The organism is Bacillus sp. DHT2, from assembly GCF_026241455.1.
In the GTDB taxonomy this organism is placed as follows: domain Bacteria; phylum Bacillota; class Bacilli; order Bacillales; family Bacillaceae_G; genus Bacillus_A; species Bacillus_A pseudomycoides.
Genome location: NZ_JAPHWH010000001.1, coordinates 895,437 through 910,327, shown reverse-complemented (window position 1 = coordinate 910,327; position 14,891 = coordinate 895,437). Strand labels below are relative to the sequence as shown.

Annotated in this window: 9 protein-coding genes and 6 pseudogenes; 10 read left to right on the top strand and 5 right to left on the bottom strand. The window is 33.3% G+C overall.

Going from position 1 to position 14,891, the window contains the following annotated elements:
• Window positions 1–202: 202 nt before the first annotated feature.
• Complete coding sequence (locus tag ORL93_RS04935; protein ID WP_098339767.1) at window positions 203–877, top strand: 4'-phosphopantetheinyl transferase family protein; 675 nt, start codon at window positions 203–205, stop codon at window positions 875–877.
• Between the two features lie 15 nt (window positions 878–892).
• Complete coding sequence (locus tag ORL93_RS04930) at window positions 893–1,615, top strand: thioesterase II family protein (RefSeq protein WP_098928940.1); 723 nt, start codon at window positions 893–895, stop codon at window positions 1,613–1,615.
• A 377-nt stretch (window positions 1,616–1,992) separates the two neighbouring features.
• On the opposite strand, the pseudogene ORL93_RS04925 reads toward ORL93_RS04930, so the two are convergent.
• Window positions 1,993–2,106, bottom strand: a pseudogene (locus ORL93_RS04925) (MerR family DNA-binding transcriptional regulator); the annotation flags it as partial.
• A 98-nt stretch (window positions 2,107–2,204) separates the two neighbouring features.
• Between ORL93_RS04925 and ORL93_RS04920 the strand changes: the two are divergent.
• From ORL93_RS04920 to ORL93_RS04900, 5 genes and pseudogenes are all read left to right on the top strand, one after another.
• Window positions 2,205–2,291, top strand: a pseudogene (locus ORL93_RS04920) (GNAT family acetyltransferase); the annotation flags it as partial.
• Window positions 2,292–2,537: 246 nt separating this feature from the next.
• A complete protein-coding gene (locus ORL93_RS04915) occupies window positions 2,538–3,155 on the top strand; it encodes a DedA family protein (protein ID WP_265958717.1) in 618 nt (205 codons plus the stop codon).
• A 255-nt stretch (window positions 3,156–3,410) separates the two neighbouring features.
• A pseudogene (locus ORL93_RS04910) lies at window positions 3,411–6,241 on the top strand (AAA domain-containing protein).
• A 96-nt stretch (window positions 6,242–6,337) separates the two neighbouring features.
• Window positions 6,338–6,834 (top strand): annotated as a pseudogene (locus ORL93_RS04905) (hypothetical protein).
• A gap of 466 nt (window positions 6,835–7,300) precedes the next feature.
• Window positions 7,301–7,846, top strand: a pseudogene (locus ORL93_RS04900) (Rpn family recombination-promoting nuclease/putative transposase); the annotation flags it as partial.
• A gap of 249 nt (window positions 7,847–8,095) precedes the next feature.
• On the opposite strand, the gene ORL93_RS04895 reads toward ORL93_RS04900, so the two are convergent.
• On the bottom strand, window positions 8,096–8,323 hold the full coding sequence (locus ORL93_RS04895) for a hypothetical protein (protein WP_003197554.1): 228 nt from the start codon (window positions 8,321–8,323) through the stop codon (window positions 8,096–8,098).
• Window positions 8,323–10,644 (bottom strand): S9 family peptidase, encoded by a 2,322-nt coding sequence (locus tag ORL93_RS04890; protein WP_098018950.1) that lies wholly within the window; start codon window positions 10,642–10,644, stop codon window positions 8,323–8,325. Before ORL93_RS04890 ends, ORL93_RS04895 begins: the two co-directional genes overlap by 1 nt.
• A 416-nt stretch (window positions 10,645–11,060) precedes the next feature.
• On the opposite strand from ORL93_RS04890, the gene ORL93_RS04885 reads away from it, so the two are divergent.
• Together ORL93_RS04885 and ORL93_RS04880 are read left to right on the top strand one after the other, a co-directional pair.
• A complete protein-coding gene (locus tag ORL93_RS04885) occupies window positions 11,061–11,777 on the top strand; it encodes a response regulator transcription factor (protein ID WP_006094802.1) in 717 nt (238 codons plus the stop codon).
• On the top strand, window positions 11,767–13,197 hold the full coding sequence (locus tag ORL93_RS04880) for a sensor histidine kinase (protein WP_018767190.1): 1,431 nt from the start codon (window positions 11,767–11,769) through the stop codon (window positions 13,195–13,197). Before ORL93_RS04885 ends, ORL93_RS04880 begins: the two co-directional genes overlap by 11 nt.
• 28 nt (window positions 13,198–13,225) lie before the next feature.
• On the opposite strand, the pseudogene ORL93_RS04875 reads toward ORL93_RS04880, so the two are convergent.
• Window positions 13,226–13,435 (bottom strand): annotated as a pseudogene (locus tag ORL93_RS04875) (IS3-like element ISBt2 family transposase); the annotation flags it as partial.
• Between the two features lie 335 nt (window positions 13,436–13,770).
• Here ORL93_RS04875 and ORL93_RS04870 point away from each other — a divergent pair.
• Window positions 13,771–13,983 (top strand): YqaE/Pmp3 family membrane protein, encoded by a 213-nt coding sequence (locus ORL93_RS04870; protein WP_033797484.1) that lies wholly within the window; start codon window positions 13,771–13,773, stop codon window positions 13,981–13,983.
• A 212-nt stretch (window positions 13,984–14,195) separates the two neighbouring features.
• On the opposite strand, the gene ORL93_RS04865 is transcribed toward ORL93_RS04870, so the two are convergent.
• Complete coding sequence (locus tag ORL93_RS04865; RefSeq protein WP_003197566.1) at window positions 14,196–14,339, bottom strand: hypothetical protein; 144 nt, start codon at window positions 14,337–14,339, stop codon at window positions 14,196–14,198.
• Window positions 14,340–14,891: the final 552 nt, after the last annotated feature.

Here is a 14,891-nt window from a genome sequence, read left to right as displayed (position 1 = left end):
GAAGTTTTTGTACCAGAAGCGGATGCTTTGATGATACTGCTGAGGAAAGGTGTATATTTTCATTGATATGTAAATATGCACCTTTTCTACTATATATGCACTTGAATAAAGGCAAGATATAATATGAAATTGAATTTCTATAACGTATACATAGGAAGCCATCCTTATAAAAAGGAAGTGATTTATCATACAAATTCACGCTGTGAAAATACCAAAGAATATTGAAAATCATTTGTTTAATCAATTTAGTTATTTAATTTCAAATGAGAAGAGAGAACGAATAAAGCGTTTAATAAATTTAGACGATGCTAATAGGGTTTTGATAGGAGATTTGTTAGTCCGTTCTTTAATCTGCCAAAAATATAAAATTAATAATGACGAAATTAATTTTATATATAATGAGTACGGAAAACCTTTTGCTGAAAGTTTTTCTGACTTTCATTTTAATATTTCGCATTCAGGAGAATGGGTGGTCTGTGCCACTGCTAATTCTAATGTAGGTATTGATATAGAAAAAATTTCGGAAATAGAGGCTCTTAAATTAGCAAATGAATTTTTTTCAGAGGAAGAATTTTATGATTTATCTAATATGAATTCTAATGAACAAATTAATTATTTTTTTGATCTTTGGACATTAAAAGAAAGTTATATAAAAACTATTGGGAAAGGGCTTTATATCCCGTTAAATTCATTCTCTATAAAAAAAGAATCTCAAACTTTAATTTCGTACAAGAATATACCTCAAAACCTTCACTTTAGACAATATAATATTGAGTCAAATTATAAGGTATCTGCTTGTGCAACACGGGATGAATTACCGCAGGAGATAATAATTAAAGACATTTATACAATTTGTCAAAATATAAACAAATTTTAATTGAAGGAGACAGTAATGACAAAGGTTAAAATTTTTTGTTTGCCACATGCTGGGGGATCTGCGTTTAGTTACTCAAAATGGAAAAATTACTTTAATCCATATATTGAAGTAGTCCCAATAGAGTTAGCTGGTAGAGGATATAGAATTGAAGAAAGCTGTTATCATAGTATGGAAGAGGCTGTAAATGATGTCTATAAAATTATTTTTAATCAGCTAAATAATTCACCATATATTCTATATGGGCATAGCATGGGGAGTTTGATTGCCTATGAATTAGCCAGGAAAATACAAATCTCCAATAACGTATTGCCTGAGTTTCTTGTTTTGTCTGGTAGAAATCATCCAAATAGCAAAATAAAAGATATCCGACACAATCTACCTGACGAACAATTTAAAAATGAAGTTATTGCTATGGGTGGTACACCATCCGAGGTGTTTCAATCAGAAGAATTAATGGAAATTTTTCTCCCCATTCTAAGAGCGGATTTTAAAATCGTAGAGACATATATACATAATAATAATATACAAGTATGTGACATTGATTTTCTGATCTTAAATGGAAAAAATGATGAATTAACTTCATATGAAGAGGTAAAAAAATGGGAGCAATACACAAATAAAATGTGTACATTCCACTCTTTTGAAGGTAAGCATTTCTTTCTACATGAAAACATCGAGGAAATAGCAAGCATAATTATAAGAAAGTTAGTTTCTCAAAGATCCTTAATGTATTTTTAGAATTTTCTAAATCGGTTTTAAGACTGGAAAAAATATCAAAGGTAAAAAAATCAGGTTCTAATACAAAAATCATTTGATAGAGACATAGAGATCTACATGGACAGTTCAATGACAGATTATGATGTAATTCAAAACAATTTATCATGTTTCGACAGAAGACTCCTTCTTCAAAAATGTGAAGGTGTGAAACAACAATTTTAGGTGAGAGATGAATGTTCTTAGGCGTGAGCCTATGCGTTTTTGAATACTGTAGTCAAAAACCACTTAGCATATAGGCTTGTCTTTTGTTGTTAGTAATCTAAGAGTAGTTTGGGTCTAACGATATTCTTTCTGTAAATTCCTACAAAAAGAATATCGTTTTTTTTGCATTAATGTTATCCCATTTTATGATAATATCTTAACGCTTTTATGGTAATGTCCTTTATTTTAGCAACTTCTCCAATAGAAAATAAGTTTTTCACCCTAATCACTTCCTTTATATTTTTTCTAATATTACCGTTGACTCTCCTCTTAGAGGAGACATTATTATTATAATAAGATATTTACATACGAAATGAAAATTTACTTATATAAAAGGGAGTTTACAAAGATGGATAAAGTAATATACAGAAGTCTAGTTAAAGAAGATTATGAGTCTATTAAAAAATTGATTGGTGAAGCATTTGGCTTCAATGAAGGCAAAACTTAATGTATTTTATACTGTTATGATTTTTAAATAATAGTAAAAACCGTATCCCTCATTTGTGATACGGTTTTCCGCTTTATACCTTTATGGTTAGGTTGAACTTCTATTTTCTTAATTATCGCTCTCAGTAAAGGCTTGAAACTACTCAGCATTGAAATGCCGAGATTCCTACGAACGCCAGTGTAATCACTAGTTATTGTACGTAATTAATGCTGTAGAAAAAAAGGAGAAAACAACATGGAATGGGTTTATGAATTATTTCAGCAATATGGCTACTATGTAGTACTTGTTGGAACATTGTTAGAATATATTGCATTTCCGTTTCCGGGGGAGCCGACGTTAGTGTATGCGGGTTATTTGGCACATAAAGGAGATTTAGAATTACCGCTTTTAATTATTTTATCATTTATTGGTACAAGCGCTGGGATGACAATTCAGTACTTTTTAGGCAATAAACTTGGTATGCCTTTTGTACAGAAATATGGAAAATATGTATTTTTAACACAAAGAAAAATTGATTTAACGAGAATGTGGTTTGATAAATATGGATATTTCCTTATCTTTATTGGATTTTTCGTCCCAGGTGTACGTCATTTTACTGGTTACTTTGCAGGGATTATTAATTTACCCCTCAGTCGTTTTGCCATAACGATCTACTCTGGTGCTCTATTCTGGGTATCTTTCTTTTTAATCGGTGGCTATTGGCTAGGAGGAAACTTACATGATATATTTGAAGTGCTTGGACAGCACATTGGGAAAATTATCTTCGGAGCGATAATCATTGTAGCCATTACGTTAGGTATTCATTTTCGAAAAAAATTAAAGAGTGTATTTGTAAAAAGTATTGGCTATTAAAATAAAGTAGTAGATTGAAAAGGTGTTTTCTAATCATGAAAGCACCTTTTTATTATCAAAACCAAACCTCACAAACGGGTCTTTTTTCATTTTGACAAATTACTTACATTATCCTAGAACCGGGAAAAGATATATTTTATATAAAAAATCAATTATGAATATCCATACAAATAATTGAAAGAAAAAGAATTGTATTAAATAATCTAAGTATAATTTGGTATAATTTAGGTAAATTCTGCTACTAGGAGGCTAATAATGAAGGGATTAAAGAAAATATTTCCATTCTTTTTTCAAAACAAAAGGAAAGATACAGATAAAGAAAAAACGAATTATAAAGAGACGGCAACAAAAACACTTAACTATTTTATTGAATTAGAGCATTTCAATTTCATGAATTGCGATAAAGAGTCTATAACTATGCATTCATTTAAAAGTTTTTTTCACAAAGAACCTAATATTCATATACCAGATTTTATCAATCCTAATGGAACTCCACATCAGGATATGCAAATATTCCTTCAAAAAAAGGAAATAGCGCAAAAGGAAAATATCTTGCAGATAATAATGCGTCATTATTTTATTTACCAGTAGCAAAAAATGAAGTATTAAGGTATTTCTCGAATGAATCTAAACAAAAAGCGAGTTTTACTGATTTTCAAAAGGACCCGAATAGTTTTTTGATCCATATTCAACTAAATCAGATGCTTAAGCTAATCCCTGATACCTCGCTCGAATCTAGTGTGGTGGTTAGTCCGATTGTGAAGTACTTTCTACGTACAGGGAAGAGTCTAAAGGAGCTAGAATCAGATTTAATCAATACGATATCATCTGTAATTGAAAGTGATAATTATGGAAAAAAAGACAAAACGCTTGAATTTAGTGGGTTAAAAGAACAAGATTCTTTAGAAAAAGATATCAATTATATACATATCAGATTTAAAAATTGGGAAGAGCTGACACGGAATATTCAAAGTATATTGCAATCATATATTTCAAAGAGACATTTCGATAAAGATGGTGTATTTCGGTTTTGCAGTGAAAAAGAATATGAAAAATATGTCCGTCTAACATATAAAGAACATGTAGGCGTAAACAGTTTTTATATAAATGATTTAGAAAAAGTAAAATATGAAATTAAAGATAGCTCTGTTGGTAAAGCTTTAGAAACCTATTTATCTTTAAGTAACTGGGAAGCATTAAAAAACTCAGGTGAGAGGGTGGATTTATTTAAGAATGAAAGTATAAGTGAAATGAAGAGCATATTACGAAAAATACCAATTACGAGATGGCCCTCGGAATTTCCATTAGGACTTATGCAGCAGGTTGCTTTAAATCTTATTATTGCAGAATCAAAAGAAGATAATGGCTTTATTTTTTCTGTTAATGGGCCACCGGGAACAGGTAAAACGACGTTGTTAAAAGACGTATTTGCGAATATTTTATTTGAAAAAGTAAAGTTTCTAAAAGAGGCCACAGATGTATTCTCAAAAGTGCAATTTGCGGAGGGACAAGAAGATTATTATTATTCCTTTCACCCTAAACTTAAGGAGTATCGTATTTTAGTAACATCTAATAATAATTCTGCAGTTGAAAATATAAGCGTGGATTTACCAAAAGATAAAGATTTACTGAAAAACGGTTATCAATTCTTGGGATTCGACAAAGAGAAAAAATGCTGGGGGAAAATTTCTGCGGCAATGGGAAAAACTGCAAATATAAAGGAATACTTCACTACAATTACAGAGGATTTACAGCGTGTTGGTGATTTAGAGCATGAAAACGTATATTCATTTAAACAATTAGAACAAAATGTGCTGAAAAAGATAGCTACGGTAAAAGAGAATGATGTCTTTCATAATGTTAATGAAAAGAAATGGCAAACATCAGAGGAACAATTTGTGAATATCGACGGTGAAAACAAAAATGAGCGGATGAATTGCGAGCGGAGTAAACTTTTTGCAAAGTTAATGAGTGAATATAATGCTTTTTTAATTGCAAATCAAGGCAGGATTGAAAAGAACTTATCTTTAGCAAAAACCTATTTTTTAGGCGGTAAAGAAAAAGGAAATCTTGATCCTCAAATTAACGAAGCCCAAAGAGACAATTTCATTCAAGCTATGTTTGATACTGTATTTTTACTCACTCCAATTATCTCATCAACATTTGCTTCCATTGCAAGGTTTTTAAAAGATTTAAAGACGGAGGATATAGGTTGGTTGTTTATTGATGAAGCAGGCCAAGCTACTCCCCAATCTGCAATAGGTGCGATTTGGCGCTCTAGGAATGTTGTTGTAGGAGATCCCTTGCAAATTCCTCCTGTTGTTACATTAAGTGATGACCAACTTAAACTAATTGCAAATGACAGTGCTGGAATACATGAGCAATATAATTTCTATTATCGTTTAACTAGAAATGAAGTCAGTGTTCAAGAGTTTGCTGATCTTAATAATAGATATGGAGGCGAGATGATTGACTCGAATCAGAATAAAACATGGTTAGGGTCACCTCTGCGTGTTCATAGAAGATGTGAAAATCCAATGTTTTCAATATGTAATGAAACAACGTATCAAGGTAAAATGTTCTACGGATTAACGGATACTAAAAGTAAAGAAAGTAAGCCTCAATATGTTAGCCAATGGTTAGATATAGGTGGGAAAACATATGGGTCAGGAAATCACTTTATTCCCGAACAAGGTGAAAAAGCAATTGAGATTGCAAAAAAATTCTCGCAAGATAACCCAGATAAATCTTGCTATATTATTTCACCTTTTGTAAGTGTTGTTCAAAAATTAAAGCAACTAAAACAACAAAAACTACCTGGGAAAGAGTATGAAAATATTGAAATTGGGACTGTGCACACTTTTCAAGGGAAAGAGGCACCAATGGTTATTTTTGTATTAGGAGTAGATAATCAAAAACAAGGTCCACTAAAATGGGCTTCTAGTACGCCAAATTTACTCAATGTTGCAGCAAGTAGAGCAAAAGAGGTATTCGTAGTGATTGGGAATGCAGAAAGTTGGGGGAAACAAGAGTATTTTGACATTGCTTATCGATATTTAGCAAAAGAATTAGCTGAAATAAAATGAAATAGACAACCTTATGAATTTTTAGAAATAGGAGCTGTAATGGTAAATTTACAGCTCTTTTTTGTTTTTGATTTAGAGACAGATTTTAAAAAATTAATTACTTATTCAAATATATTTTTCAGAAAGGGGATGAATGATTTGGAGGTGTTGTATTCCGCTGCTTCTCCTAAAACGAAAAGCGAAGATCTACCATTTGATATTTCCTGGCTTACAGATTGGTTCGTATCTTTATTTAAGGGAACCGGGGATTATATTTTTGTTTTACTCTCTATCGTTATATTAATTTCGCTTTTAGTTTTTGGGGCTTCCTTATGGTTTAAGCACATTAAATGGAAGAAAAGATCTATCTATTTTGGTGTAGGTTCCATACTATTGATTTGGATTATACCAGTATTGGTATTAACGACACACTCTTTTAATTTTCAAAGCTTTATGTCTAATATGGTTGGATTGAAATTTTTTCGTACTACCAAGGCTATTCTTTCTGGAATAGAAGCGATGCATATGATAAAAAAGAGAAAATTATTTTACAGGACAAGTCTGTTCAAAATCAGAAAGAGTTTATTCCTCAAGTGTTTGGACTTATAGCATAAAATACGAGAACCTACTACCATCCATGTTCTTCTTCATATATCTGCACCAGAACCCGAAAAAGTGCATAAAGAAAAAAGAGAGTAAAACGTAATTTCCCTTAACAAAGTAATGTGCTGAATTCATTTTCTCAACACACAATATAGATAGATATGGTAAAATGGTAATTGGATGGGAGTCCAGCACTTATATTATTAAAATTAAAGTGGTTATCAAGTCAGAAAAAGGCACATTATAGGTGTCTTTTTTATTTTTTCAGATTTCTTCATTAGCAAAATAGTAAAACCTCATTCTCCCATCAAAAAATACAATTATCATATATAATTTCACGTACTATATTGAATTAATAAAATAAATTTCAGAAATAGGAGAAATCTAACAGTCCTTAACAAATTTTGAAGTAGGTACGGTGGTGTTACGTTCTGATGTGAAGAGGTTAGATATAGGAGAGAAGGAAACTTAGAAATGATTGATTTATTAGATTTTATTTTGTTTTCTCACGATGAAGCATTTCAAACTATCGGACAATTATGGAATACAAAAACGCAACAAATCTTAAGTGATGACATTGAAATACATTTTTCAGAAATACCAAAACTTGTAAAATAATGACGTGAAGAAAAAGTGAATCCGTGGGAAAATGCGTTTGCTCGTTGGATGTTATTACTGCCAGCACATGAAGACGAACATTTAACTCAAACATTGGAGGAGATTACGATGAATCAAGATCCAATTTTAAAGAAGGCAATGAATAAATGGGAGAATATAAGCCATGACTCTACATTCCGAACAGCGTATGAAGTTTGTGAGAAAGTACTTCTAGATGAACAAGCTAAAATAGCGCATTCTTGTGAAGAAGGTTTAGAGGAGGGGCTAGAAAAGGGCTTAGAAAAAGGGAGTGAACAAGGAAAAATACAATTAATTCGTGGTATGCATAAGAATGATATGCCGTTAGAAGACATTGCAAAATTCACTGGTCTAAGTATTGAAGAAATTCACAAATTGTTATTATAATACATGGAATTATAAAAGTCTTTTATCCTTAAAGGTGAAAGTAAAAATTAGAAGGGGATATGCAACAGTTACACATATGAAAAAAATAATGAGGCAAGTAAACGTACTGAGCTAACGGGTGTGATTAAATTATAAGGTCAACCGGATTTTCTGGTTGACCTTATTTATTTTGCTGGGCGAATAATAGCAGTAGCCTAGGGTATCCAAACTTCAATTTTATGCTGGATTAGTTATTCAGTTATATATGGTTTAGTTGCCAAAGTTTTTGTGAAAAGCTCTGGTAATCATAGCCGCTGCTTCCTGGTGGGTCATATTTCTTTTCGCATAATATCTTACCGCGCCATCTCGATATTTCGTCACTTCGGGACCATATAACTCTAAAGCAACTACCGTTTTGACCGCTTGTTCAGCCCATGGAGCTACTTTATCTTTTAGTTTAGCATTTCCATCTTTTAAGCCAGGACTGAGTATCTTCATCATCCTGGAAACATAGGATCTTTAATCGCATACTCTTTTGGTGGTTCTACGCCCATTAAATTTCGTATAAAATAGTCCCATCGTCGACGTATAAAGTAAACATCTACAGAAATCCCATGCTGCCGATTAGGGAGAATCAGTAGGTCAAAGTCTTTGTTTTCTTTAATCAAAGCATTTACCATTCGCATGGTTAAAGCAGGATGGACATTATCATCCAGGTCTCCTGTTACCAAAAGTAACTTTCCATTTAGGTTCTTAACCAATCTAGTATTATCTTGTTCACGGTATAGTTCTGAATTGAAAAGTCCTTGAAATCGTTCTCCCCAAGCCGCTAAGTATAAGCGTTGATCATGGTTCCCGCACCCAGATACTGCTACCTTATACACATCCGGATAAGTCAGTATAGCTCGAGCGGCTGCATATCCACCTCCAGATTCGCCGTAAATACCTACTTTTTCTGAATCTAAAAAAGGATACTGTTCCGCAAGTTGCTTAATAGCTACTACATGATCTTCAATTCCTGCAGACCATTCCAGCTTCCCATCAGAAAAATCATGAAAGCCCTTTGACCTGTAAGGTGTGCCTCTTCCATCCATTAGAATAACGGCGAAGCCAAGCTGTGCAAAAGATTGGGCACCGCCGACTAGATCAATCGGTTGTTCTACTGAATACTCCCCTCCCCAAATGAATTCTTTTGGCGTGTGGAGTAGTTGAGGACCACCGTAGATATAATCCAAGATGGGATACTTACACTTTGTGTTTGTGCTTGCAGGAGGAATCAGTACTCCGTACAAATCAGTCATCCCATCGGCAGCCTTGACAGTAAAACGTTCTGGTATTTGATATCCATTTGATAAGAGAAGTTCAATATCAGCTTGTTCCAGTTCACAAACTAATTTTCCATCGGTTGAACGCAATACAGATTTAGGTGGTATATCTACACGTGAAAAAGTATCTACAAAAAAACAATAATCAGGAGAAATAAACACGTCATGCTCAGCATCCTCAGGTGTAAGGAGCACTAAGTCTGATCCATCTAGCCGAACTCGATAAAGATGCTGAAAATAAGGATCCCGTCCCGGCTCTCGGCCGCTAGCAGTAAAATACACCCAACTTTTTTGTTCATCAACACCAATTAATCGACGGACTGTCCAGGATCCAGAGGTAATTCTGTTTTTAAGTCTTCCTGTACGACTATCATAAAGATAAAGGTGTGACCATCCGTCACGCTCGGAATGCCAAATAAAAGTGTTATCATGGCATAACCATTGGACATTTATACCTTTTCCACTTTTGATGTTGTAGAGATCTGTAAATAGGAAAGTCTCACTTTTCTCCTCTAACAAAGTTTGAATTTCACCAGTTTTTGCATTAGCGACAACAAATTGCATAGATCGATAGTCACGAGACATTTTTGTGAAATAAACAAAGTCGCTGTTGTTTGTCCAAAAAGCTGTTTGACAACTAGGACTGAGCGGTGATACTAATCCCGTAATCATAGGTTCTGTATCCAATTGAATCATCAATTGCTGTTCAATATCGTAAATTACAAATTGGGCTAATGGAAGGTGTTTATCTCCGACTAGTGGATAACGATACGAATGGATGACAGGCGGCTTTGCTTCTTCAGGAGGAACTGACTGTAGAAGAGACATTTTTCGTACCTTGCGTTGATCAAGCCGGTGCGTCAAGATTTGTTTGGAATCCGGTGACCAGAGTGCTGCTGGTGGAATTTTAGGATTATATAATCGTTTAACGACAGCGGAAATTTCTGATTCCGGTTGAATACCATAATCATAGTATCGCGTACCATCATGAGTTAGTTGGATGATTTTCCCTGTTTCTAAAGAACGTACAAATAAATTATATCCTTTGATAAACGCAGACCAGCGCCCGTCAGGGGATCGAAGTTCATGCGCAGGTACTTTTTTAGTCCTGATTTGTTTGCACTGGTATTTAGCTAAATCGTAAATCCACGTGGATTCATCTACTTCAAATTGAATTGCTTTCTCTTCATTGATATAAGTAAAGGAATTGAAGGGAAGGTTATCTGGGTCGACCTGACGGTTAATTACATTTGAGAGGGACTCTGCAAGCCTAGCATGATCAAAAGCGGATTCTTTAGTGTTTAATCGTGGATTAACTAATACAAATTGTTTGCCGCATTCACTTTCTTTTTGTATATCTCTTTGATACCAAAAACGGCTTCCTTTATCTAACCAATTAGGAAAAACCTTACCGTTACATACATCTTTTACAGTGTTCCAAGAAAGCAGACGCTCTGCTTTCTCATACTGTTCATAGGTTACTGATAATGACATATCTATCACTCCTTTAACTATTTAAAACATCCACTCTAGTACACTAGAAACATAGAAACATTCATTTTTCACATTCGAGGATTTGATTATGATACGAATCTAAACATCTTAGGGGTAAATTCTTTTTGTACTGAGCAGATTTTACATGTGCTGGTTCACCTACTTTTTTAATCAAATGCATAACTGGAAGCCACTTAACATACAAGTATCATGATGTTCAAGTTTTCTAGATTTATTCGGTAGTTAGCTTTTTTAGTTTGCATTTCTTTATAAGTTTTTCCAGTTGCCTTTCGTTTAAGATAACTCCACCTTACAATGTTAATCTTTCCCTTAACTGTCATTTATCTTACAATAATCTTACAAAAGGGAAATGTTAGTTTTAAGCAAGATTTTAACTAGTAGAAACGGGGGAGAAGATGGTGAGAACTATTTTAATCGTTGATGATGAGCCTGAAATCATAGAGATACTAAGACTTTTTTTGGAAATGGAAGGCTTTTCGATACTGGAAGCGCGTGATGGTAAATCAGCTTTAAATTTTATACAGAAATTTAAAATTGATCTAGCTATTATTGACATTATGATGCCGAATATTAATGGGTACGAATTGATTAAAATAGTTCGGAAAGAATATAAAATGCCTATTATTATTCTTTCTGCCAAAAATCAAGAAATGGATAAAATTATGGGACTAGGGCTAGGAGCAGATGATTTTATATCGAAACCATTCAGCTTGTTGGAGGTATTAGCGCGAATCCAAGCTCAACTTCGAAGAACATATGATTTTAATACTGACTCACTTAATCAAGAGGGTTCTCAAACATGTATTGATGACCTAGTGTTGGATCACCACTCTTGTATTCTTGACAAGCGGGGACACGAAATTAAACTTAGCGCCCTTGAGTATAAATTATTGAAGCTATTTATGGGGGAGCCAGGTCGTATTTTTACGAAAAAACAAATCTTTGAGAACGTGTGGTCCGATCATTATTATTCGGATGACAATACTATTATGGTTCAAATCAGTAGATTGAGAGAAAAAATTGAAGATCATCCGAGAAATCCAGTTTATTTAAAAACTATACGAGGCTTAGGTTATCGATTTGCTAAAAAGGAAGAATTGAATGAGCGATAAAAATAAGATATTTAACACCTTAATTAAAACTTATGTTTTCTTCTCGTTGACCGTTGGAATTACTGTCGTTATCTTGCTGGTCATTTTAAATTTTCAAATGATACAGAAATTCGATAATACTATGTTGTCTAATTTAAAAGCGACTGAAATCGTACGACAGAACTATGCAGACATCCCCTCTGAGGCAATTGAGTCATTTGATGGTTGGGTAGAAATTCTCGATGAAAATCTGCAAGTTATTTATGTTAAAGGAAAAAAACAAGATAAATCCTCCGCCTATACGGAAAAAGAATTAAACACCCTTTTTTACGACCAAGAGGAGAATCCGTACTACTCTTCTCTAGCACCATTTAAAACGAAAGACGGGAAAACAGCTTATTGTCTCGTTAAGATTCCAAAAACATATGTAAAGAAAGAGTTCTCGATAACAAGTGCAGCGAAAGACCATATTACAGCTTTTACAAAATTGCTACTTCAAACCTTTGTCCTTTTTCTCCTTTTATTCGGGCTTAATGTATATATATATAGTCGCTGGATGGCTATGAAAATAACAAATCCTTTACGTTCAATTGCTGATGGAATTAGAAACATCACAAATGGCTATTACTACAAAAGGCTTCGTTTTAAATCCAACTATGAATTAATGCAAATACAGAATGACTTTAACCTAATGGCTGAAAAACTAGAAAAAACAGAAATTGAGAAAAAACAATTAGAAAAAAGCAAGCAGCGCATGCTTGTCCATATCTCTCACGATTTAAAAACTCCTATTACAACTATTCAGAGCTATGTTGAAGCACTACAATTGGGTCTTATTAAGGAGGAAGCGAGGAAACAGCAAGCTTTACATACCATACATACAAAAGCACGACTCGTTACAGAATTAATTGAGGATGTCTTTGAGTTGTCTAAACTTGAAAGCCCTGACTATCCATTTCCAACTGACACATTGGATATTTGTGAATTTATTCGTGAAATAGCTGCCGAATATTATAGCCTGTTTGAAGAAAAACAATTTAATTTTCAATTTGAAATCCCTTTTCAGAAAATATACGTTTTGTTTAACTATACATTGTTATATCGTGCCGTTTCTAACGTACTGTCCAATGCCCTAAAATACAACCCAGAAGGAACAAACATTCTTATTTCACTAATTGAAGATACTCAAAAGATACATATCAATATCATCGATGATGGCATCGGCATTCCTTATGCGGTAAAAGAAAAAGTATTTGAAGCATTTTTTAGGGGAGATCAATCAAGAAAAAGCGACGGGGGAACAGGTCTTGGTTTAACCATTTCAAAACATATCGTGGAGAAACACGGAGGCCAAATTTATTTACATACAGACGAAGGGAAAACGAGATTTCAAATCACCCTTCCTAAGACTGGTTACAATAAGACTCTATTGCAAAAATAATGAAGTTCTTTTTAACTAAAATCTGAAAGCTTATCACCCAACTAATAATTTCACGATTAAAAGGCATCCATGATGGTGGAAAGATACAAGATGCGTTCTCCAAATGTCAAGTATGTCACATCAGTAAACCATTTTCATTGGGAGCTGATACTTTAAATTGTCGTTCTAAGAGATGTGGTACTACCACAACTTCAGCACCATTGCTATACTTCTTTTTCTCTCGACGTACCCGTGATAGTAAATTGTAATGTTTCATAATACATAATAGGGATCACTATACATACCCATCAAGCTAATATTTTGAAGTGTCCCCAAAACGAAAATTTTATTATTTTACAGTTATTTATGAGAATTCAACTCATTTTCTTCGTTTTGGGGTATTTGCTTTTCTTAACTTGATGGCGATGGTCCAATAGGATGCTTTTTATCATTTGATTATTAGCCCGCATCAATGGGGCTTTACGGATAGTTCATACATAACCTCTTTGCTTTAGCTGAATTTTGAAGTGGGAGTGTTACTGTCCGTCGATGCGGGATAAATTAACAAGTAAATGATAAGGAGAGCTGATAAGAATGATGTATTTATTAGCAATTCTTTTTCCACCACTTGCGGTTCTACTTTGCGAAAAACCGTTTCAAGCAATTATAAACTTCTTTTTGACATTGATTGTTTGGGTACCAGGAGTTATCCATGCGATTCTTGTGGTGAATGATAAAAAAGCAGATAGGCGTCTTGAAAAACAAATTAGAGCATATGACAAAATCAATAATAGAAATAAAGATTAAGTGGTATGTCTAAAAGCTCATATTACAAAGTCTTATTTTTTGAAGGAAGCCGACTTTTATTTAAAAAAGTCGGCTTTTGTGTTACATATCAAATTCAATTGTTTTTTCTTCACCAATTGTACAGAGTCTTTATTTTGTGGTGCTTTAAATACTAATTTTAAATGATTAATTTTTTCGGGATCACCATCGAGAAGGAAGACTACACTGCCTTCTTATTTTTCTTTGCCAGTAAATTCACCACCAATTTGCTGACTTAATAACGGATGAGCTTCTTTTTGTTCACCATCATTTGTTATAATTGTAGCTTTGTTTGGAAAAAAGGAATTTGTATCATCTGCTTTGTTTTCTGCTAGCATATAAATTGTAACAATCGTTCCTCATATTAAGTATAACAAATGAGAATAGGTTATTTGCAGAATTTTATATTTAAAGGTCTTTTTGCTGGGGAGTCATGCTTTATATGTTCTTGTTAAACTCTTTTAAGTTGTAGCATGAGAAAAAAGAATCTGTTACAGATTCTTTTTTCTTTTATACATATTGGATTAGGAGAGTATGTTAAATCCTTGAAGGGAGCAAGGATTTAACGGTAATAGTAACCGTGGTATTAATGTAACATAGTTGACTCATATAGTTAATTGATAATGTTTGTATTGAATATTACCAATGTTTAGTATAGATACTTACTACTATAGGCATAGTGGTAAGTAATTTTTAGGATTGTTTCTTAAAAAGTGTACGATGAAAATTGTTTTTATAGAAGGTATATAACTGAGTCATGATAGGGCGATAACATTTTATATCCTGATTGAATATTTAATTTATCCCTCTATTCGCGGGTAGTAAGCTCCCCACTGATTAAAGTTTCACTTTAGCGTTCGATAAAGTATTAAATCGAACTGGCAAAACAC

What these genes read in the sequence shown, in the direction of transcription:
- ORL93_RS04930 (WP_098928940.1), top strand. Translation starts at nt 893, where the DNA reads ATGACAAAGGTTAAAATTTTTTGTTTGCCACATGCTGGGGGATCTGCG.
- ORL93_RS04915 (WP_265958717.1), top strand. Translation starts at nt 2,538, where the DNA reads ATGGAATGGGTTTATGAATTATTTCAGCAATATGGCTACTATGTAGTA.
- ORL93_RS04895 (WP_003197554.1), bottom strand. Translation starts at nt 8,323, where the DNA reads ATGAAGATACTCAGTCCTGGCTTAAAAGATGGAAATGCTAAACTAAAA.
- ORL93_RS04890 (WP_098018950.1), bottom strand. Translation starts at nt 10,644, where the DNA reads ATGTCATTATCAGTAACCTATGAACAGTATGAGAAAGCAGAGCGTCTG.
- ORL93_RS04885 (WP_006094802.1), top strand. Translation starts at nt 11,061, where the DNA reads ATGGTGAGAACTATTTTAATCGTTGATGATGAGCCTGAAATCATAGAG.
- ORL93_RS04880 (WP_018767190.1), top strand. Translation starts at nt 11,767, where the DNA reads ATGAGCGATAAAAATAAGATATTTAACACCTTAATTAAAACTTATGTT.
- ORL93_RS04870 (WP_033797484.1), top strand. Translation starts at nt 13,771, where the DNA reads ATGATGTATTTATTAGCAATTCTTTTTCCACCACTTGCGGTTCTACTT.
- ORL93_RS04865 (WP_003197566.1), bottom strand. Translation starts at nt 14,339, where the DNA reads ATGCTAGCAGAAAACAAAGCAGATGATACAAATTCCTTTTTTCCAAAC.